Annotated in this window: 18 protein-coding genes; 9 read left to right on the forward strand and 9 right to left on the reverse strand. The window is 71.5% G+C overall.

The window, feature by feature from the left end; genetic code table 11:
• Positions 1–107: 107 nt before the first annotated feature.
• The 4 genes from ACIBO1_RS31595 to ACIBO1_RS31610 all read right to left on the reverse strand — a co-directional run bounded on the left by ACIBO1_RS31595 (position 108) and on the right by ACIBO1_RS31610 (position 4,554).
• Positions 108–1,748, reverse strand: a complete 1,641-nt coding sequence (locus tag ACIBO1_RS31595) for a BCCT family transporter (protein WP_396752883.1) — start codon at positions 1,746–1,748, stop codon at positions 108–110.
• A 200-nt stretch (positions 1,749–1,948) separates the two neighbouring features.
• Positions 1,949–2,794 carry a siderophore-interacting protein gene (locus ACIBO1_RS31600; protein ID WP_396752885.1) on the reverse strand — a complete coding sequence of 282 codons (846 nt, stop codon included), beginning with the start codon at positions 2,792–2,794 and terminating at the stop codon, positions 1,949–1,951.
• Positions 2,795–2,962: 168 nt separating this feature from the next.
• On the reverse strand, positions 2,963–4,204 hold the full coding sequence (locus ACIBO1_RS31605) for a deoxyguanosinetriphosphate triphosphohydrolase (RefSeq protein WP_396752887.1): 1,242 nt from the start codon (positions 4,202–4,204) through the stop codon (positions 2,963–2,965).
• Entirely contained in the window at positions 4,201–4,554 is a 354-nt protein-coding gene (locus tag ACIBO1_RS31610; RefSeq protein ID WP_396752889.1) for a VOC family protein, read from the reverse strand. Before ACIBO1_RS31610 ends, ACIBO1_RS31605 begins: the two co-directional genes overlap by 4 nt.
• A 291-nt stretch (positions 4,555–4,845) precedes the next feature.
• Between ACIBO1_RS31610 and ACIBO1_RS31615 the strand changes: the two genes are divergently transcribed.
• Positions 4,846–5,346 (forward strand): roadblock/LC7 domain-containing protein, encoded by a 501-nt coding sequence (locus ACIBO1_RS31615; RefSeq protein WP_350698284.1) that lies wholly within the window; start codon positions 4,846–4,848, stop codon positions 5,344–5,346.
• A 60-nt stretch (positions 5,347–5,406) separates the two neighbouring features.
• On the opposite strand, the gene ppdK is transcribed toward ACIBO1_RS31615, so the two are convergent.
• Positions 5,407–8,220 carry a pyruvate, phosphate dikinase gene (ppdK, locus tag ACIBO1_RS31620; protein ID WP_396752891.1) on the reverse strand — a complete coding sequence of 938 codons (2,814 nt, stop codon included), beginning with the start codon at positions 8,218–8,220 and terminating at the stop codon, positions 5,407–5,409.
• 310 nt (positions 8,221–8,530) lie between these two features.
• Here ppdK and ACIBO1_RS31625 point away from each other — a divergent pair, with 310 nt between their 5' ends.
• Positions 8,531–10,321 (forward strand): beta-N-acetylhexosaminidase, encoded by a 1,791-nt coding sequence (locus tag ACIBO1_RS31625; protein ID WP_396752893.1) that lies wholly within the window; start codon positions 8,531–8,533, stop codon positions 10,319–10,321.
• Between the two features lie 453 nt (positions 10,322–10,774).
• Entirely contained in the window at positions 10,775–11,431 is a 657-nt protein-coding gene (locus ACIBO1_RS31630) for a C39 family peptidase (protein WP_396752895.1), read from the forward strand.
• 190 nt (positions 11,432–11,621) lie between these two features.
• On the opposite strand, the gene dusB is transcribed toward ACIBO1_RS31630, so the two are convergent.
• Positions 11,622–12,791, reverse strand: coding sequence for a tRNA dihydrouridine synthase DusB (gene dusB, locus ACIBO1_RS31635; protein WP_396752897.1), 1,170 nt, complete (start codon positions 12,789–12,791; stop codon positions 11,622–11,624).
• A gap of 179 nt (positions 12,792–12,970) precedes the next feature.
• Between dusB and ACIBO1_RS31640 the strand changes: the two genes are divergently transcribed.
• Entirely contained in the window at positions 12,971–13,960 is a 990-nt protein-coding gene (locus ACIBO1_RS31640) for a type IV toxin-antitoxin system AbiEi family antitoxin domain-containing protein (RefSeq protein WP_396752899.1), read from the forward strand.
• A gap of 85 nt (positions 13,961–14,045) precedes the next feature.
• Here ACIBO1_RS31640 and ACIBO1_RS31645 read toward each other — a convergent pair whose 3' ends face one another.
• The 3 genes from ACIBO1_RS31645 to ACIBO1_RS31655 all read right to left on the reverse strand — a co-directional run bounded on the left by ACIBO1_RS31645 (position 14,046) and on the right by ACIBO1_RS31655 (position 16,602).
• Positions 14,046–15,425, reverse strand: a complete 1,380-nt coding sequence (locus tag ACIBO1_RS31645) for a glycine--tRNA ligase (protein ID WP_396752901.1) — start codon at positions 15,423–15,425, stop codon at positions 14,046–14,048.
• 114 nt (positions 15,426–15,539) lie between these two features.
• Complete coding sequence (locus ACIBO1_RS31650) at positions 15,540–15,986, reverse strand: hypothetical protein (protein WP_350699831.1); 447 nt, start codon at positions 15,984–15,986, stop codon at positions 15,540–15,542.
• 274 nt (positions 15,987–16,260) lie between these two features.
• Entirely contained in the window at positions 16,261–16,602 is a 342-nt protein-coding gene (locus tag ACIBO1_RS31655; RefSeq protein ID WP_396698710.1) for an antibiotic biosynthesis monooxygenase family protein, read from the reverse strand.
• A gap of 29 nt (positions 16,603–16,631) precedes the next feature.
• Here ACIBO1_RS31655 and ACIBO1_RS31660 point away from each other — a divergent pair, with 29 nt between their 5' ends.
• The 5 genes from ACIBO1_RS31660 to ACIBO1_RS31680 are packed head-to-tail and all read left to right on the forward strand — an operon-like array spanning position 16,632 to position 19,918.
• On the forward strand, positions 16,632–16,889 hold the full coding sequence (locus ACIBO1_RS31660) for a hypothetical protein (RefSeq protein WP_396752903.1): 258 nt from the start codon (positions 16,632–16,634) through the stop codon (positions 16,887–16,889).
• A gap of 54 nt (positions 16,890–16,943) precedes the next feature.
• Positions 16,944–17,954, forward strand: a complete 1,011-nt coding sequence (locus ACIBO1_RS31665; RefSeq protein ID WP_396752905.1) for a metal ABC transporter substrate-binding protein — start codon at positions 16,944–16,946, stop codon at positions 17,952–17,954.
• On the forward strand, positions 17,951–18,715 hold the full coding sequence (locus ACIBO1_RS31670) for a metal ABC transporter ATP-binding protein (protein WP_396752907.1): 765 nt from the start codon (positions 17,951–17,953) through the stop codon (positions 18,713–18,715). The genes ACIBO1_RS31665 and ACIBO1_RS31670 overlap by 4 nt, the downstream gene beginning before the upstream one ends.
• On the forward strand, positions 18,712–19,581 hold the full coding sequence (locus tag ACIBO1_RS31675; RefSeq protein WP_396698718.1) for a metal ABC transporter permease: 870 nt from the start codon (positions 18,712–18,714) through the stop codon (positions 19,579–19,581). Before ACIBO1_RS31670 ends, ACIBO1_RS31675 begins: the two co-directional genes overlap by 4 nt.
• Positions 19,582–19,618: 37 nt before the next feature.
• A complete protein-coding gene (locus ACIBO1_RS31680; RefSeq protein ID WP_350699805.1) occupies positions 19,619–19,918 on the forward strand; it encodes a metalloregulator ArsR/SmtB family transcription factor in 300 nt (99 codons plus the stop codon).
• Positions 19,919–20,094: the final 176 nt, after the last annotated feature.

Raw genomic sequence — 20,094 nt, forward strand, 5'->3', positions numbered from 1 at the left:
CCCTGCACTGGTCAATCTGGCGACGAACATCCCAAGCCCGAGCCCGCCGATCCCACTACCAGCGCAGACAGGCCAAGTGACGTTGGAGTACTAACACCCACCAAGCGTCAGCGAGGACGACGACGCAGGTATCGCCGGACCGGCGGCGGGTCCTCCTCGCCGTAGGAGCGGGCGGTGCGGACGGCGGCGGCCAGGCCGGACCGCCGAGGGCGGCTCGGTGGCTTGAGCAGCGGATCGTCGGACATGTCCTTGACCAGCGAGGCGGCCAGCCCGAGCATCACGAGCACGAACGGCAACGCGATCATGATGGTGGCCTGTTGGAGCGCGTCGAGCCCACCGGCGAGCAGCAGCACCGCCGCGACCGCGCCGATCAGCACACCCCAGGAGACCACCAGCACCCGGTGCGGCCGGAGCGCGCCCCGCGAGGTCAGCGAGCCGAGCACCAGCGAGGCCGAGTCGGCGCTGGTGACGAAGTACAACCCGACGAGCACCACGGCCAGCACGCTGGTCAGCGCCGCCAGGGGCAGCGCGTCGAGCAGCCCGAACAGCGCCTGCTCGGTGCTGGCGGCGACGTCGGCCACCAGGTCACGGGTGCCGGTGGTCTGGATCCGCAGCGCGCTGCCGCCCATGATCGCGAACCAGACGGCGCTGGCGCCGCTGGGCACCAGCAGGACGCCGATCACGAACTGCCGGACCGTGCGTCCCCGGGAGATCCGGGCGATGAAGGTACCGACGAACGGTGCCCAGGAGATCCACCACGCCCAGTAGAAGATGGTCCAGCCACCGAGCCACGACGGGTCCGAGAAGGCTCCGGTACGCGTGGACATGACGACCAGGTCGTCCAGATAGTTGCCGATCGAGGCGGGCAGCACCTCCAGCGTGTAGATGGTCGGACCGACCACGAACACGAACAGCATCAGCGCCAGGGCCAGCAGCACGTTGGTGGTGGAGAGCCACTTGATGCCCTTGTGCAGGCCGGTGAAGGCGGAGATCACGAAGGCCAGGGTGAGCGCGGCGATCACCACCAACTCCACGGCGGTGCTGTCCGGGATGCCGACGACCAGGTCGAGACCGGCGGCGATCTGGAGTGCGCCGAGGCCGAGGCTGGTGGCCGAGCCGAAGACGGTGGCGAAGACGGCCAGCAGGTCGATCGAGCGGCCCAGAACCCCGTCCGCCCGGTCGCCGATCAGCGGCCGGAACGCCGCCGAGATGCTGTTCTGCCGGCCCTTGCGGAACGTCGAGTACGCCAACGCCAGCGCCACCACCGCATAGATCGCCCAGGGGTGCAGCGTCCAGTGGAAGAGCGTGTACTGCATGGCCGCCCCGGCGGCCGCCTCGGTCTGCGGTTCGACACCGCTGGCCGGTGGCGGGGTGGTGAAGTGCTGGATGGGCTCGGCGACGGCGAAGAAGACCAGGCCGATGCCCATGCCGGCGCTGAACATCATGGCGATCCAGGCGAGCGTGCTGAACTCCGGCTCGTCGTCGTCCTTGCCGAGCCGTAGCCGGCCGAACCGGGACACCGCCAGCACCACCGCGAGCACCAGGAAGGCGTTGGCGGCGACCACGAAGAACCAGCCGAACGTGCTGGTCACCCAGGCCAGGCCGGATTCGCCGAAGCTGGCCAGTGAGTCGCTCGCGAGCACGCCCCAGACCACCACGGCCAGCACTCCGCCGATGCTGAGCCCGAGCACTATCCGGTCGATCTCACCGGACGTCCGATCGGGCCGCTGCGGTACCTCGTCACTCATGGTCACCCCGAACCAATCCTCCGGTTCCCGCGCCGCCACGTGCCGCAATCAGCACGAATCACCCTGGCGGGACCAGGGGATCAGCGGCACGCAGTCGCCGCCGACGGGGACGGGAACGTCACGGAGGGTTCGGGCACCTCGAACCCAATTGGATCATGACGTTAACAGGGTTCGAGGGAAAGGGCTCGTCAAGCCCTTGATCAACCGACCGGAGCGGGGACCGGAGCCTGCTCGTCGAGATCGACCTGACGGTTCCAGTCGGGCTTGCTGGCCCGCCAGCCCTCGTCGTCCACGCCCCGCCGCCAGTAACCGGAGATGGAGAGCGCGTCGCGCGGCACCCCCCGCTCCACCCGCAACAGCTTGCGCAACTGGCGGACGAAACCCGCCTCGCCGTGCACGAACGCCTGCACCTCACCGGGCGGGAAGTCCAGCCCACGTACGGCGCCGACAAGCGCCTCGCCCACCGGCCGGGCACCCCGGTGCACCCAGGTCACCGCCACCGCGCCGGGGCTGGGCAGCGGCTGCTCGTCGAGCGGGCCGTCCACCTCGACGAAGACGTACGCCGGCGCGCCGGCCGGCAGCCGGGCCAGCGACGCGGCGATAGCCGGCATCGCGCTCTCGTCACCGACCAACAGGTGCCAGTCCGCCTCCGGGCTCGGCGCGTACGCCCCGCCGGGGCCGACGAACAGCACCTCGTCGCCGGGGCGCAGCGCGGCGGCCCACGGCCCGCCGAGGCCCTCGTCGCCGTGGTGCACCACGTCCACGGTCATCTCCCCGGTCGCCGCGTCCCAGTTCCGGACCGTGTACGCCCGCAGCCGGGGGTAGTGCTCCCGAGGCAACTCGCGCCGAATCGCGGCGAGGTCCATCGGGCGCGGGTAGTCGACCCCGTCGACCGGGAACACGATCTTGATGTAGGTGTCGGTGTACTCGCCGAGCGGCAGCCCGACCAGTTCCTCTCCACCCAGCACTAGTCGGATCACGTGCGCGGTGGGCCGCTCGGTGCGCAGCACGCGGGCGGTGGTGACCTTGATCGGGCGCTCCGTCATCTGGTTAGGCTAACCTAACTCGCCCGGGGGTCGTCCACCCCGGTGCCCGATCCCCACCCCCGACCGCCTCCCAACGGCACGCGACGGCACGCGACGGGGTGTGATGTTAGGAGGGGTCCCTTCCTATACACCAGGCGTTAGCAGGGGACCCTTCCTTACATCGCTTCCTTACATCTCACCCGTGCCGAGCAGGCGGGCGTGCCAGGCGAGTGCGGCCGGATCGGTCAGCGAGGCCACCTGGTCGATCACCACCCGCAACCGGGCGGCGTCGTCCGGCGCGGCCCGCCACGACGGCGCGAACACCGGATCGAGCAGATCCGGTGCCCGCCGCGCCAGCACCGCCACCAGATCGGTCAGGATCTCCCGTTGCCGCTGGTACCGTGCCGACGCGCCGGGGCGACGCATCACGTACCGCAACGCGATGCCCTTGAGCAGCGCACACCGGGCCCGCAACGGCCGGAGTACGACGAGGTCGGCCTCGTACCGGCGGTGCGGCCCGGGCCCGTACCGGTCGGTGGTGGCCGCCACCGCGGTCGCCACGAACCGGCCGGTCAGCACGCTGGTGGTGGCCTTGAGCGCGGCCTGCGCCCGGTGGCTGCCGTCGTACCCGGCCAGCGGGGCGAACACCGGATCGGCCAGCAGGTCCAGCAGCGCCTGCCCCAGGTAGTCGGGCGACTCGGCCGAGTAGACGGCGGCCACGTCGGCGCAGAGCCCGGCCCGCTCGTCGGCGTCGACCCGCAACGGCTCCAGCGTCAGGTAGCCGCCGTGGATGCCGTCCTCGACGTCGTGCACCGAGTACGCCACGTCGTCGGCCCAGTCCATCACCTGCGCCTCCAGGCAGCGCCGCTCGCCGGCCGGGCTGCCCTCCCGCAACCAGTGGAAGACCGGCAGGTCGTCGGCGTACACCCCGAACTTGCGCCGGCCGGGTCGGCGGGTCCAGGGGTACTTGCCGACGGCGTCCAGCGCGGCGCGGGTCAGGTTCAGTCCGGCCGAGGTGCCGTCGGCGGCGTACACCTTGGCCTCCAGACGGGTGAGCACGCGCAACGTCTGCGCGTTGCCCTCGAAGCCGCCGCAGTCGGCGGCGACCACGTCGAGCGCCGCCTCGCCGTTGTGGCCGAACGGCGGGTGCCCCAGGTCATGGGCGAGCCCGGCGGTGTCCACCACGTCCGGGTCGCAGCCCAGCCGCGCGCCCATCTCGCGGGCGATCTGCGCCACCTCCAGCGAGTGGGTCAGCCGGGTACGCAGGAAGTCGTCGGTGCCGGCCGTGTGCACCTGGGTCTTGGTGGCGAGCCGCCGGAAGGCCGCCGAGTGCAGCACCCGGGCCCGGTCCCGCTCGTACGGCGACCGGCCGTGGCCGGCGTCCTTGGCCGACTCCGCCACCCAGCGCGCCTCGGCGCCGTCAGCGTTCAATCCCCCGCCTGCCGCAGCACGCAGAACTCGTTGCCCTCCGGGTCGGCCAGCACCGTCCAGTCGTCGCCGTCCTGGCCGACGTCGACGTGCCGCGCCCCCATGTCGACCAGCCGTTCCACCTCGGCCTCCCGGTCGGCCGGGCGCAGGTCGAGGTGCAGCCGGTTCTTGCCCTCCTTGACCCCGCCCCCGCGCACGAACAGGAGACCGGGTAGCCGGTCGGCGGACTCGCGGATCTCCACCTCGTGCGGCAACTCGCGCACCACCTGGTAGCCGAGCGCCTCGGCCCACCAGCGGGCCAATCGGCCCGGGTCGCGGGCGTCCACGGTCAGATGCGTCCAGACGCTGGTCATGCCGGCACCGCCGCCCGGCCGTCGGCTCGGCTTCCCAGCAGTGCGGTACGCGATTCCATCCGGCCACCCTTCGCGACGACGGTCCACGGGCGAGCCCAGGTTACGCCCGGTCGGCCGGTGCGGCCCGGCCACGACGTGCCCCTGTCGTGGTCACATCCCCCGATCAGTCGAGAGTTGCCGACCGATTGCCGACAGTCACGGGATCGCCTAACTTGACGCCGACAGGTAGCGTCGCCACTGCGGAACGTCACTTGTTGAGGCGGAGACACGACCGGTGGGAGAGACACGCTCGTGAACGCGGAAACGATGATGGGCACCGAGTTGCGCGGGTTGCGTCGCCGCCGCCCCGAGATCGCCGGCGTGGTCCTCGCCGGCATGGACGGCCTGCTGATCTCCAGCGACCTGCCCACGACCGATGCCACCCACCTCGCTGCCCTGGCCGCCGCCAGCTTCGGCCTAGGCCACCGGATGGCCACCACCGTCCGACGCGGTGAGTTCCACGAGTCCGTGGTGCACACCGCCGCCGGCTGTGTGGTCACATACCCCGCCGGCCGCGACGCCCTGCTGACCCTGGTCGCCGAGCCGGGCGCGGATCTGGTCGCGCTTCGCGAGGAGGCCCGGGGCCTGGTCGACCGGACCGGTGCCGCGCTCGCCGCCCGACACCGCCCGACGTTGCCGACGCAGCGCCCCGATCCGCACGCCCCTTTGGCGGTACGCACCCCGATGGCCACCCTGCCCAGCCGGCGCCCGCACCGCGACCCGTACATCACCTGGCGTCGCCCGCCGATGTGAGCCCGGGACAGTGGTCCCCGATACCGGGCCGGTGGACGCATGTCCACCGACCCGGCTGCGTCACCGGCTGTCCGAGCCCGCCGTGACCACCGCGGCCCGCCCCGCCTCCAGCCGGGCGACCGGCACCCGGAACGGCGAGCAGGAGACGTAGTCCAGCCCGACCGAGTGGAAGAAGTGCACCGAGTCCGGGTCCCCGCCGTGCTCGCCGCAGACCCCGAGTTTCAGGCCGGGGCGGGCGGCCCGTCCCTCCTCGGCGGCGATCCGCACCAGTCGGCCGATCCCGTCCGCGTCGATGGACTCGAACGGTGAGATCCCGAAGATGCCCAGCTCCAGGTAGCGCCAGAAGAAGGCACCCTCCACGTCGTCGCGGGAGAACCCCCAGCCCATCTGGGTCAGGTCGTTGGTGCCGAAGGAGAAGAACTCGGCCGCCTCGGCGATCTGCCCGGCGGTCAGCGCCGCCCGGGGCACCTCGATCATCGTGCCGATCAGCACCTCGACGTCGCTGCCGCCGACCACCTCGCCGATGATCCGCTCTGCCTCCGCGCGTACCGTCTCCAGCTCCTGCACGGCCCCGACCAGCGGCACCATGATCTCGGGGCAGGAGCGTACGCCCTGCCGGGTGCACTCCACCGCCGCCTCGGTGATCGCCCGCACCTGCATCGCGAACAGACCGGGGATCACCAGGCCGAGGCGTACGCCGCGCAGTCCCAGCATCGGGTTCTCCTCGTGCATCCGGCGTACGGCGGCCAGCAGCGCCTCCTCCTTGGCGACGTCCTCGCCGCGCTCCTGGGCCACCGCCACGTCGACGGCGAGCTGTTCGAGCGGGGGCAGGAACTCGTGCAGCGGCGGGTCGATCAGCCGAACGGTGACCGGTTGCCCGTCCATCTCCCGGAAGATCCCCACGAAGTCCGCCCGCTGCAACGGCAGCAGCGCGGCCAGCGCCTGCTCCCGCTCCTCCGCCTCCCGCGCCAGGACGAGCCGTTCGACCAGCTCACGCCGGTCGCCGAGGAACATGTGCTCGGTGCGGCAGAGCCCGATGCCCTCGGCACCGAAGCGCCGGGCTCGGGCCGCGTCGGCGGCGGTGTCGGCGTTGGTGCGTACCGCCAGCCGCCGCGCGGCGTCGGCGTGCGACATGATCCGGTGTACGGCCCGGACCAGCGCGTCGTCCGTGGCCTCCGGGTCGAGTTCGCCCTCGAAGTACTGCACCACCTCGGACGGCGTGGCCGGCACCTCGCCCAGGTACACCGTGCCGGTGGTGCCGTCGATGGAGACCACGTCGCCCTCGCTGACCGTCCGCCCGGCCACGGTGAACCGCCGGCCGGGCACGTCGATGTCCAGCTCGTCGGCGCCGGAGACGCAGGTCTTGCCCATCCCCCGGGCCACCACGGCGGCGTGGCTGGTCTTGCCGCCACGCGAGGTGAGGATGCCGCGCGCGGCGATCATGCCGTTCAGGTCGTCCGGGTTGGTCTCCCGACGGACCAGGATCACGTCCTGGCCCTCGCCGGCCAACTCCACGGCGCGGGCCGAGGTGAAGACGACCTTGCCGACGGCGGCACCCGGCGAGGCGCCGATGCCGGTGGCGACCGGCTGGAACCCGTGGTCGAGTTGGAAGCGCGGGAACATGAGCTGGGCCAGTTGGGCGCCGTTGACCCGGTGCAGCGCCTCGTCCAGGTCGATCAGGCCCTCGTCGACGAGCTGACCGGCGATGACGAACGCGGCGGCGGCGGTCCGCTTCCCGACCCGGGTCTGCAACATCCAGAGCTTGCCGTGCTCGATGGTGAACTCGATGTCGCACAGGTCCCGGTAGTGCCGCTCCAGCCGGGCCATGTAGTCGAGCAGTTCGTCGTAGGAGGTGCGGTCGATCCGTTCCAGCTCCTGCAACGGCACGGTGTTGCGGATGCCGGCGACGACGTCCTCGCCCTGGGCGTTGGCCAGGTAGTCGCCGTATATGCCCTGCGCGCCGCTGGCCGGGTCGCGGGTGAAGGCGACCCCGGTGCCGGAGTCCGGCCCGAGGTTGCCGAAGACCATCGCCACCACGTTGACGGCGGTGCCGAGGTCGGCCGGGATGCGCTCCTGCCGCCGGTAGACCACCGCCCGCTCCGCGTTCCACGAGTCGAAGACCGCCCGGATGGCCAGGTCGAGCTGCTCGCGCGGCTCCTGCGGAAAGTCGCGCCCGGTGTGCTTCCGGAAGATCTTCTTGTACGTGTCGACGAGTCCCCGCAGGTCGTCCGCGTCCAGGTCGAGGTCGTCGGTGGTGTTCCGGGCCCGCTTGGCCTCGTCGAGCGCCTGCTCGAACTCCTCCCCCGGCACCTCGCAGACGGTCTTGCCGAACATCTGGATCAGCCGCCGGTAGGAGTCCCAGGCGAACCTGTCGCTGCCGCCGGAGGCGGCCGGACCGACGCTGCCGCCGGAGGCGGCCGGACCGACGCTGCCGCCGGAGGCGGCCGGATCTGCACTGCCGCCGGAGGCGGCCGGACCGGTGGAGGCGCCGGCCTGCCGGGCCAGGCCCACCACCGAGCGGTCGTTGAGCCCGACGTTGAGGACGGTCTCCATCATCCCGGGCATGGAGAACTTCGCCCCGGACCGCACCGAGACCAGCAGCGGGTCGTCCGGGTCGCCGAGCCGCCGGCCCATCCCCTGCTCCAGGGAGTCCAGGTGGCGCGCGATCTGGTCGGCCAACCCGTCGGGCTCCGCCCCGGTGGCGAGGTACGCCTGGCATGCCTCGGTGGTGATGGTGAAGCCGGGCGGGACCGGCAGGCCGAGGTTGGTCATCTCGGCCAGATTGGCACCCTTGCCGCCGAGCAGGTCCTTGAGGTCCTTGTTGCCTTCGGCGAAGTCGTAGACGTACTTGTGTTCGACCGTTTCCTGCGTCACCAAAGCCTCCCACGCGCCCGGATTGACACTTAACGAGAGTTCAGTTTCCGAATACCCCGGGATCGACCACTGGTAATCCGGGGGCTTTTCCGATCGGTGGGCGAAGGCTAAGCGAACTTCGCGAGCCTCGGGAGCATTCGGTGACAATGGGCACAGCAATCACGACCGCACGCGTTCGTCACGGTCTTTGGGAACGTTTCCACGTGCACGAATACGCAATGGCCGACCTCCCCGTACTCTTGACGGCACGCAGCGTCACGCTCGCACCATTGCCAGAACCGCCGCGACTACACCCCTCGGAGCCGTCGTCGTGTCCACACCCCCCGCCACCGCCCCCGTACCGCCCGAGAGCACCGGCCCGGCCGGCGTACCCGCCGCGCGGACCGGCGGCACGACGGACCGCACGCCACCCACCGCGCCGGAGACCACCGCCGTCGGCGCGGTCGCCGCTCGGGAGGTCGCCGCCGTCGACCCGGTCGGCGGGGCGGCACGCACCACCGGGGAGCTGGCGGAGACGGCCGCGCGGGAGGCGACGGCCCAGCTCGCCCGGCCCGCGCCGGTCCGGCTCGACGACGTGGTGCCGGCCCCGGAACGGGTCACCCCGGACGCCACCGCCGACCACCTGCTCACCGCCGACACGGTGATCCGGGTCAGCGCCGAACCCGCCGCCCTGGCCGTCGCCGAGCAGCTCGCCGCGCTGCTGCGCCCCGCCACCGGGTACCCGCTGCCGGTGACCGACACCGCCGCGCCCACCCCGGCCGGCGGCATCGCCCTCGACCTGACCGGCGATCCCGACCTCGGCGCGGAGGGCTACCGGCTCGACGTCACCCGCGACGGCGTACGGCTCACCGCCGGCACCGCCGCCGGCCTCCACCACGGAGTTCAGACGCTGCGCCAACTGCTGCCCGCCGACATCGAGAGCCCCACCCCGGTGACCCGACGCTGGGTGCTGCCGGGCGGATCGGTCCTCGACCGGCCCCGCTTCCCGCACCGGGGGGCCATGCTCGACGTAGCCCGGCACTTCTTCGGCGTACCCGACGTGCTGCGGGTGATCGACCACCTGGCCCGGTACAAGCTCAACCGGCTGCACCTGCACCTCACCGACGACCAGGGCTGGCGGATCGCCGTCGACTCCTGGCCCGGCCTGAGCACCGTCGGCGGGGCCACCGAGGTCGGTGGCGGACCGGGCGGGTACTACACCCAGGCCGACTACCGGCGGATCGTGGCGTACGCCGCAGCCCGGCACATCACGGTCGTCCCCGAGATCGACCTGCCCGGGCACACCAACGCCGCGCTGGCCGCGTACCCGGAACTCGCCCCGGACCGGACCGCGCCGCCGCCGTACACCGGCACCGAGGTCGGGTTCAGCTACGTCGACCCGGCACACGAGCGGACGTACGACTTCGTCGCCGACGTCCTCGGCGAACTCGCCGCACTCACCCCCGGCCAGTGGCTGCACATCGGCGGCGACGAGGCGTTCAAGGTGCCCGCCGACGTCTACGCCGCGTTCGTCGAGCGGGTGCAGCGGATCGTCGCCGGGCTCGGCAAGACGATCGTCGGATGGCACCAGATCGCCCCGGCCGGGCACGTCGACGGGCGGATCCTCCAGTGGTGGGGCACGAACGGCGACGACCCGCAGACCGCCGACGCGGTCCGTCGGGGCGCCCGCCTGATCCTCTCCCCCGGCAACCACGCATACCTGGACATGAAGTACGCCCCGGACACGCCGATCGGACACGACTGGGCCGGCCTCGTCGACGTACGTCGGGCGTACGAGTGGGACCCGGCCACGCACCTGACGGGCGTACCGACCGAAGCCGTGCTCGGGGTGGAAGCGCCGCTCTGGACCGAATCGGTGACGAACCTCGCCGAGATCGAGTTCATGCTGCTGCCCCGCCTACCCGCCATCGCCGAGCTGGGCTGGTCCCCCCGCCGCGCCCACGACTGGGACGCCTTCCGTCGACGACTGGCCGGACACGGCCCGCGCTGGACCCGGGCCGGCATCACCTTCCACCGCGCACCCGAGATCCCCTGGCCGACCGATGCCGACATCCCCGCCCCCCGACTTCCGTCGGAGATGCAAGGAAGGGTCCCCTGCTAACGCCTCGTGCATAGCAGGGGACCCCTGCTAACACCGCGCCTCAGGCGTGGGCGGGTTCGCGCGGAACGGGCGGTGCCGAGGTCTCGGCGACGGGCGGCTCCGGGCGCGATGGGCCGCCCGATTCGATCGCAAGGTACGGTTTGTCCGAGAAAGTTCATGCCGTTATGACCGTTTGATCCCTGATCGCGGGGTCGCCTCGGTCACCCCGATCGCGGAATCATCGGCCCGGGCCGGGGGTTGTACATGGCATGACCGCGACGCCTCCCCGGCGCCGCACCCCCGGTCCGGGACCGGGTCGGAATGACCCCGCACCCCCCGGCGTTACACCTGACTCGGACGTCGTGAGCGGCCCCCGGCCCCGACGGTTCCGATCGCACTTTCCCCCTTTCGCACGGCCCCGGCACACCCCCCTACGTGGGCCGCGCGCACCCCCGAACGAAAGGTGCAGACATCATGCGTACCGCTATCTTCCGCAAGGCTGCCCTGACCGCTGCCGGCCTCGCCTTCACCGGCGGCGCCATCGCCGGCCCCATCACCACCGCGTACGCCGCACCGGCCGGCCCGCCCGTCGCCGCCGTGCAGGCCGACCGTAAGGGCAGCGAGCGTCAGCTCGACGTCCGCTACGAAGCCCAGCCCAACTTCTACTACTGCGGCCCCGCCGCCGCCCGCAACGCCCTCAGCGTCCAGGGCAAGAACATCGACGTCCACACCATGGCCAAGGAAATGGGCACCACCGAGAACGGCACCGACTCCATCAACGACATCACCCCCGTCCTCAACCGCGAAACCGGCAAGAACGCCTACAAGTCCGTCGAGATCAACACCCCCACCGCCGACAGCCGCCAGACCGACAAGCTCCGCGACGACATCGTCCGCACCATCGACAACGGCCACGCCGTAGTCGCCAACATCGCCGGCACCACCACCGACACCACCGGCACCACCCACAGCTTCGAAGGCGGCCACTACATCAGCGTCACCGGCTACACCAACAACGGCGACACCGTCACCATCGCCGACTCCGCCAACCCCAACCAAGCCCGCTACGACCTCCACATCGACGACCTCGCCAACTGGATCGCCACCCGCGGCTACGCCACCACCTCCTGACACCACCACACAACGGCCGGCCCCCCGAACGGGGGCCGGCCGTCGTGGCATGCAAGGAAGGGACCCCTACCAACGCCCCGTGCATAGCAAGGGACCCCTCCTAACACCCAGCGCACACCGTCGGAGTACCGGCACGGGCCTGCACCGTCGGCCGGTGCGGCCGCGCGCACGGTGGTGAACGGCGGCGGGCTCAGCCGCCGGAGTCGTCCAGCTCAGCGCCCACCGGCACGGTGTCGTCGTCGCGGCTGGCCAGCCAGCCGTCGGGCAGGAACACCTTGCCCGGGGAGTTGGTCCGGCCCCGGGGCTGCCCGAGCGTCTCCACCGGGAACGGCACCGTGGGGTCGAGCTTGCCGAGCAGGTCGTCGAGCTGGGCCAGGGTGTCGATCATCGCCAGCGCACGGCGCAGCTCACCGCCGATCGGGAAACCCTTCAGGTACCACGCGACGTGCTTACGGAAGTCGGTGCAGCCGTCCCGCTCACCCCGGGCCGGGTTGCGGGCCCCGGCGGTGAACTGCGCGACCAACAGCTCGGCATGGCGGCGCATCGTCGTCGCCACCTCGCCGAGGTTCGGCAGTCGCCGCTCGGCACGACCGTCGAACGCGGCCTCCAGGTCGGCGAAGAGCCACGGCCGACCGAGACAGCCGCGCCCGATCACCACGCCGTCCACGCCGGTGTGCGCGACCATCCGCAGCGCGTCGTCGGCCTCCCAGATGTCGCCGTTGCCGAGCACCGGTACGTCCAGCGCCTGCTTCAGGGTGGCGATGGCGTCCCAGTCCGCGGTGCCCGAGTACCGCTGCGCGGCCGTACGCCCGTGCAGGGCGACCGCGGCCACTCCGGCGTCCTGCGCGGCGAGGCCCGCCTCGACGTACGTCAGGTGTGTGTCGTCGATGCCCTTGCGCATCTTGACGGTGACCGGCACCCCGGCGGGTGACGCGGCGTCCACCGCGGCCCGCACCAGGCGGGCGAAGAGCCGGCGTCGCCACGGCAGCGCCGCGCCACCGCCCCGGCGGGTGACCTTCGGGACCGGGCAACCGAAGTTCAGGTCGATGTGGTCGGCGAGGTTCTTCTCGACCACGATCCGCACGGCGGCGGCGGTGGTCTCCGGGTCGGTGCCATAGAGCTGGAGGCTGCGCGGGCTTTCGTCCGCACCGAAGGCGATCATGCGCAGCGTCTTCGGGTTCCGCTCGACCACCGCGACGGTGGTGATCATCTCGCAGACGTAGATGCCGCCGCCCTGCTCGCGGCAGAGCTGGCGGAAGCCGACATTGGTGATGCCGGCCATCGGCGCCAGCACGACCGGCGGCCACACCTGATGCGGCCCGATGGTCAACGGGCGCAGGACGGGAGCGGTAGTCGGCACGCGCCCAAGTGTAAGGAAGGGTCCCTTCCTAACGTCTCGTGCATAGCAGGGGACCCCTGCTAACGCGACGCATACCACATCGCCAGCGACCCGGCGGGGTTGTCCACAGGCCCGGCGGCTGTCCACAGGCCCGGCCGGGGGCCACCCACGGGACGAGATCACGATCGATGCTGTCCGGCATGCGCAGCCTTCCTCCCCACTTCGCCGACCTGGCCGAACACCAGCAGCAGATCGTGAGCCGCGCGCAACTGCTCGCCGCCGGCTTCGACGACATGTATCTCTACCGGCAAACCCGACGCGGCCTGTGGCAGCGGGTGCTGCCCGCCACGTACGCCCTGGTCACCGGCATCCTGACCGACGAGCAGCGACGGATCTCGGCGGCGCTCTACGCCGGGACGGAAGCGCAGTTGACCGGCCTCGCCGCGCTGATCTGGTACGGCTTCCAGCAGAGCCCGCGCACCGACGCCGTGCATCTCGTCGTACCGCATCACGCCCGCCGCACGTCCGCCGGCTTCGCGGTGATCTCGCGGGCCCTGACGCTGGACAGCCGGGCCCGCGCCACGCCGTTCTACCCGGTGTGCTCGCCGGCCCGCGCGGTCGTCGACGCGGCACGCGGCCTGCGGCAACTCCGTCCGGTGCGGGCCGTCGTCGCCGAGGCCGTGCAGCGGGGGTACGCGGACCTCGCCGACCTGGACGAGGAGATCCGTCGCGCCCGGCGCAGCCGTACGGCGCTGGTCAGGAAGGCGTTCGCCGAGGTGACTCAGGGCGCGCGGTCGGCGCCGGAGGCCGAGCTGCGGGACTGCCTCGCGGCGAGCACGGTGCTGCCGGAGGTCCTGTGGAATCCCCGACTGCGGGATGCGGCAGGCCGGGCGGTGCCGACGCCCGACGGCTATCTGCCGGAGGCGGCGGTGGCTCTGGAGGTCGACTCGCAGGAGTACCACTTCCGCCCCGGCGACTGGGCGCGCACCCTCGACCGGCACAACGAGCTGAGCCGGCTGGGTGTGCTGGTACTGCACTTCACGCCGGCACAGATCCGCCGTGAGCCGCACCGGGTACGGCGGTCGGTGGAGGAGGCGTACGAGTCCCGGCGCGGGCTCGGTGCCGGCGTCCGGTTACGAGTCGACGTATCGATGACGCCGACACCGCCGAGCGGCGATCCGCGTGGTTGACGGTGTTAGGAAGGGTCCCCTGCTATGCACCAGGCGTTAGCAGGGGACCCTTCCTTTCACGTCGGCAGCGCTTCGGCGGCGCGCGTCAGCAGCCGGGGAGGTGGTCGATCAGGTAGCGCTCGACCTGGTCCAGCGCGATCCGCTCCTGGGCCATGGTGTCCCGGTTCCGAATGGTCACCGCGTTGTCGTCCAGCGTGTCGAAGTCGACCGTGACGCAGAACGGGGTGCCGATCTCGTCCTGCCGACGGTAGCGGCGGCCGATCGCCTGCGAGTCGTCGAACTCGACCACCCAGCGCTTGCGCAGGTCGGCGGCGAGCTGCTTGGCCTTGGGCGAGAGCGCCTCGTTGCGGGAGAGCGGGAGCACCGCCACCTTCACCGGGGCCAGCCGGGGGTCGAAACGCATCACGGTGCGCTTGTCCACGCCGCCCTTGGTGTTCGGCGCCTCGTCCTCGTCGTACGCCTCCAGCAGGAACGCCAGCACCGCGCGGGTGAGGCCGGCGGCCGGCTCGATCACGTACGGGACCCAGCGCTCCTGCTTGGTCTGGTCGAAGTACGACAGGTCGACGCCAGAGTGCTTGCTGTGCGTGGACAGGTCGAAGTCGGTGCGGTTGGCGATGCCCTCCAGCTCGGCGAACTCGGTGCCGCCGAACCGGAACTTGTACTCGATGTCGACGGTGCGCTTCGAGTAGTGCGAGAGCTTCTCCTGCGGGTGCTCGAAGAAGCGCAGGTTCTCCTCGGCCAGGCCGAGGTCGATGTACCAGTTCCAGCGCTCCTGCAACCAGTACTCGTGCCACTGCTCGTCGGTGCCGGGCTCGACGAAGAACTCCATCTCCATCTGCTCGAACTCGCGGGTACGGAAGATGAAGTTGCCCGGGGTGATCTCGTTGCGGAACGACTTGCCCGTCTGCGCGATGCCGAACGGCGGCTTCTTGCGGGCGACGGTCTCGACGTTCTTGTAGTTGACGAAGATGCCCTGGGCGGTCTCCGGCCGCAGGTAGTGCAGGCCCTCGTCGCTCTCCACCGGGCCCAGGTAGGTCTTCATCAGGCCGTTGAACATCCGCGGCTCGGTGAAGGTGCCCTTGTTGCCGCAGTTGGGGCAGTTCAGCTCGGTCAGGGCGGCCAGCGGCTTGCCGTGCTTGGCCTCGTACGCCTCTTCCAGATGGTCGGCGCGGAACCGCTTGTGGCAGGACTGGCACTCGGTCAGCGGGTCGACGAAGGCGTCCAGGTGACCGGAGGCGGCCCACACGTCGCGCGACAGGATCACCGCGGAGTCCAGACCCACCACGTCGTCACGCTGCTGGACCATGGTCTTCCACCACTGCCGGCGGACGTTCTCCTTGAGCTCCACGCCGAGCGGACCGTAGTCCCACGCCGACCGGGTGCCTCCATAGATCTCGCTGGAGGGGAAGACGAATCCTCGACGCTTGGCGAGGCTGACGACGGCGTCGATACGGTCGGCTGGCATTTTTCCTCCTACGCCGACTGGCGGTCGGCGGGGACAGTGTGGGATGAATCGAACGGTCCGGGACCACGGTACGACCCCGCCGGTCCTCAGACCCAGCACATTACCTGCGGCCGGTCAGTTGACTCCGCAGACCTCCATGCCACCGGTCTGCTGGTCCTGCTGGAGCACGACCTGCTGGCGCTCCTGGCCGCCGCCGCTGAAGGTCACGTCCACCGGCACGGTCAGCGTGGTGGTGTCCACCTGGCCGACCCGGTAGGAGGAGATCTGCGGTTCGGCCGCCGCCCGGCGCTCGAACTCCTGCCGCGACTCGCGCCGCCGGGCGTCCTCGCAGAGCTGGTCGTAGGCCCGGCCGAACTCGCCGTCGGCCAGCGCCCGGTAGTAGTCGCCGGAGACGGTGCGTCCCTGCTCGTCGATCGCCTGCACCCCGCTGACCAGCAGGCCGACCACGGCCGTGCCGCCGCCACCGCAGCACAGCACCAGGGCCAGCGCTCCGGCGCCGAGGCCGAGCCAGAGCCGGGTACGGCCGCCCTCGGTCGGTGGGGCCGCGAACGGCGGGGCCACGCCCGGCCCGGCGGGCGGCGCCGGTGTGCCGGGGTCCGATCCGCCGGACGGGGGCGGGAGGCCGGGGCCACCGCCGGACGGGGGCGGGAAGCCGGGAGCACCGGTGGGCGCAGGCGGCATGCCGGGGCCGCCGGTGGGCGGCACGCCGGACGGGGCCGGTGGCGGGCCGGGATCGCCCGGGGCCTGAGGTCCCTGCTGGCCGGGCAGCGGCTGGTGCGGTGGTGGGGCTGCCGGTCCGGGAGCGGTCATGGAAGCCAGCGTAGTGCCCGGCGGCTCACCGGTAAGGACCCGCAGCACGATCGCTGGCGGCCACCACCACGTCCCCACCGGGCGCCGCGGTCGCCAACGGCTCGTACGCGGACGGCTCGTCGATGCTCTCGGCGAGCAGCGGGACGGCGGTGACCTTGACGTCGAAACCGCCCAACGCCCGGCGGTAGGTGCCCACCGACTCCCACTCCGTCACCAGGCACCAGTGGCGTGGGTCGTCCAGGGCCCGGACGAGTTGTCCCCGCAGGTAGCCGGGCCGGGCGGCGAGCGCGGCGAGGGCCGCGTGGGCCCGTCCGGCGAAGTCCTCGGCGGCGTCTTCCTCGACCACGAACCGGTTGGTCACCAGCACCGGCTCCCCCTCCTCGTAGAGTCTGTGGGATGCAGCGTACGCAGCGCGGGATCCACGAGCGGTTGGCCCGGGCCAACCCGACCACGGTGTTCCTGATCACCCTGTTCCTGATGCTGGTCGCGTTCTTCGTCCCGGGGGTGGTGGGCGGGCTGTTGACCCTGACGATCGCCGCCGCGCTGGCCGCGCTGCTGGTGACGACCTGGCAGGTGCAGACCCCACCCACGCGGACGATCCGGCTGCTGGCACTCACTCTGCTGGTCACCGTCGGTCTGGTGAAGCTGCTCTGACATGCACTCATGCGTTTTTGACAATCATTGTCGTTGTCGCGGAGAGTCGGTGGCATGACCTACCGCACCGCTCCGCGCGCTCTGGCCACCGCCACGGCCGCCCTGCTCGCCCTGGGTGGCGTCACCGCCTGCTCGACCGAGGACAGCCCGGCCGGTGCCGACCCGAATCGGATCGACGTGGTGGCCGGCTTCTACCCGTTGCAGTTCCTCGCCGAGCAGATCGGCGGCGACGCGGTGGCGGTGACGAACCTGGCCCGCCCCGGCGCCGAGCCGCACGACCTGGAGCTGAACCCGGGGCAGGTCGGTCAGATCAGCGAGGCGGAGCTGATCATCTTCCTGCACGGCTTTCAGCCTGCGGTGGACGAGGCGATCGACCAGAACGGCGGTGACCGCGCCTTCGACGTGGCGACCGTGGAGCCGCTGCTCGACGCCGCCGCCGGCGGCCACACCCACAGCCACGGCGACGACGACCACGGTCACGAGGACGACGACCACGGTCACGACCACGACGAGGAGAAGAAGCCGGCCGAGGAGACCTCGGACGGCGCCAAGGACCCGCACGTCTGGCTGGACCCGACCCGACTGGCCACCATCGGCGACAAGCTGGCCGAGCGCCTCGGCACCGTCGACCCGGACCGGGCCGGCGAGTACACCCAGCGGGCGACCACCCTGCGTACCGAGCTGGCGAAGCTGGACACCGAGTTCAGCGAGGGGCTGAAGACCTGCCAGCGGCGGGAGATCGTGGTCAGCCACACCGCGTTCGGCTACCTGGCACAGAAGTACAAGCTGGAGCAGATCGGCATCACCGGGCTCTCCCCGGAGGACGAGCCGTCGCCGCAGCGGCTGGCCGCGGTCACCGAAGAGGCGCGGGAGCACGGCGCCACCACGATCTTCTTCGAGACGCTGGTGAGCCCGAAGGTCGCCGAGACCATCGCCAAGGAGGTCGGCGCCCAGACCGCGGTGCTCGATCCGATCGAGGGTCTGTCCGCCGACAACGGCGGGGACTACCTTTCGGTGATGCGCACCAACCTGCAGACCTTGAGGACGGCGTTGAGCTGCTCGTGACACCTGACGTCATCTCCGTGGAGCACGGGGTGGTCGGCTACGACGGCCGCCCCGTGCTCCGCGACGTATCCCTGACCGTGACCACCGGCGAGGTGGTCGCGGTCCTCGGCGCCAACGGCTCCGGCAAGTCCACCCTGATCCGCGCCGTGCTCGGGCTCGTCCCGCTCACCGCCGGCTCGGTCACCCTCTTCGGCCACCGGGTACGCCGGTTCCGACAGTGGCAGCGGCTCGGCTACGTGCCCCAGCGGCTCGGCGCGGGCAGCGGCGTACCGGCCACCGTGGCCGAGGTCGTCGCCTCCGGCCGGCTGGCCCGCCGAGGCATCCTGCGTCCGCCCGGCCGGGCCGACCGGGAGGCGGTGGCGGAGGCGTTGCGCGCCGTGGGCCTGGCCGACCGGGCCAAGGACCCCGTCTCCACGCTCTCCGGCGGCCAGCAGCAACGCACCCTGATCGCCCGCGCCCTGGCCGGACGCCCGGAGCTGCTGGTGCTCGACGAACCGACGGCAGGAGTGGACGCGGCCAGCCAGGAGGCGTTCGCCGGGGCCCTGCGCGGATTCGTCGACGACGGCGGCACGGTCCTGCTCGTCGCGCACGAGCTGGGCCCGCTCCGGCCGCTGATCAGCCGCGCGATCGTCGTACACCAGGGGCAGATCGCGCACGACGGCGCGGTCCCGGACCCGGCCGGGCACCACGCGGAGCCGGACCACGACCACGTGCATCCGCACGGTCCCGAGGAGCCCGCCGGCATGTGGAGCACAAGGTGAGTCTCTTCCAGTACGAATTCATGCTGCGCGCCCTGATCGGGGCGCTGATCATCGGGCTGGCCGCCCCGGCGCTCGGCATCTATCTGGTGCAGCGGCGACTCGCACTGATCGGCGACGGCATCGGGCACGTGGCGCTCACCGGCGTCGGTGCCGGCCTGCTGTTCCAGACCTCTCCGGTGATCATGGCGGTGATCGCGGCCACCATCGGGGCGATCGCCATCGAGCTGATCCGCGAACGCGGTCGTACCTCCGGTGACCTGGCACTGGCCCTGCTGTTCTACGGCGGCATCGCCGGTGGCGTGGTCCTGGTGGGGCTCTCCGACAGCACCAGCGCCAACCTCAACGCATACCTCTTCGGTGCGTTGACCACGACCTCCCGCGACGACCTGGTCACCATCGCGGTGCTCGGCGTGGCGGTGCTGGCCGCGATGCTGGCGCTGCGGCCCGCGCTGTTCGCGGTCTGCCACGACGAGGAGTACGCCCGAGTCTCCGGGCTGCCGGTACGCGCGCTGAACCTGCTGCTGGCGATCACCACCGCGATCACCGTCACGATCGCCATGCGGGCCGTCGGTGTCCTGCTGATCAGCGCGTTGATGGTCGTCCCGGTGGCCACCGCCCAGCAGGTCACCCGGGGTTTCCGCAGCACCATGACGGCGGCCATGGCACTGGGCCTGTTCGCTGCCGGTGCCGGCATCTGGATGGCGGCGCTCGCCGACACCGCGCCGGGCGCCTCGGTGGTGGTCCTCGCGATCGCCTCGTTCGTGGTGGTCACCCTGCTGGCCGCCGCCTGGCGCCGGCTCCGCCGCTCCCGACCGCAGCCCACGCCCGATCCGGAACCACACGAGGTGGTGCTCAGCCGGTCCTGATCACGGGTTCCGCTTCGGTATTGGTTACCGTTGCAGGGTGACCAGCGGATCCGGCTATGACGCCTTCGAGGGTGCCAGCGAGCTCCTGCGCGCCCTCTCGGCGCCGATCCGGCTCGCCATCGTCAGCGAGCTGGCCGACGGCGAGCGCTGCGTGCACGAGCTGGTGGATAAACTCGGCGTCGCGCAACCGTTGGTCTCCCAGCACCTGCGGGTGCTGCGCGGGGCCGGCGTCGTACGCGGCTCGCGGCGGGGCCGGGAGATCGCGTACGCCCTGGTCGACGAGCATGTCGCGCACATCGTCGCCGACGCGGTCAGCCATGCCGGGGAGGAATCATGAGCGAGCGCTTCATCAGGCCCAGCACAAATGCCGGCACGCAGCGAAGCGGAGGGTCGGCATGAGCGAGCCACGCGAGCGAATCATCAGGCCCAGCACAAATGCCGGCACGCAGCGAAGCGGAGGGTCGGCATGAGCGAGCCACGCGAGCGAATCATCAGGCCCAGCACAAATGCCGG

This window comes from Micromonospora sp. NPDC049903 (assembly GCF_044460945.1).
GTDB lineage: Bacteria > Actinomycetota > Actinomycetes > Mycobacteriales > Micromonosporaceae > Micromonospora.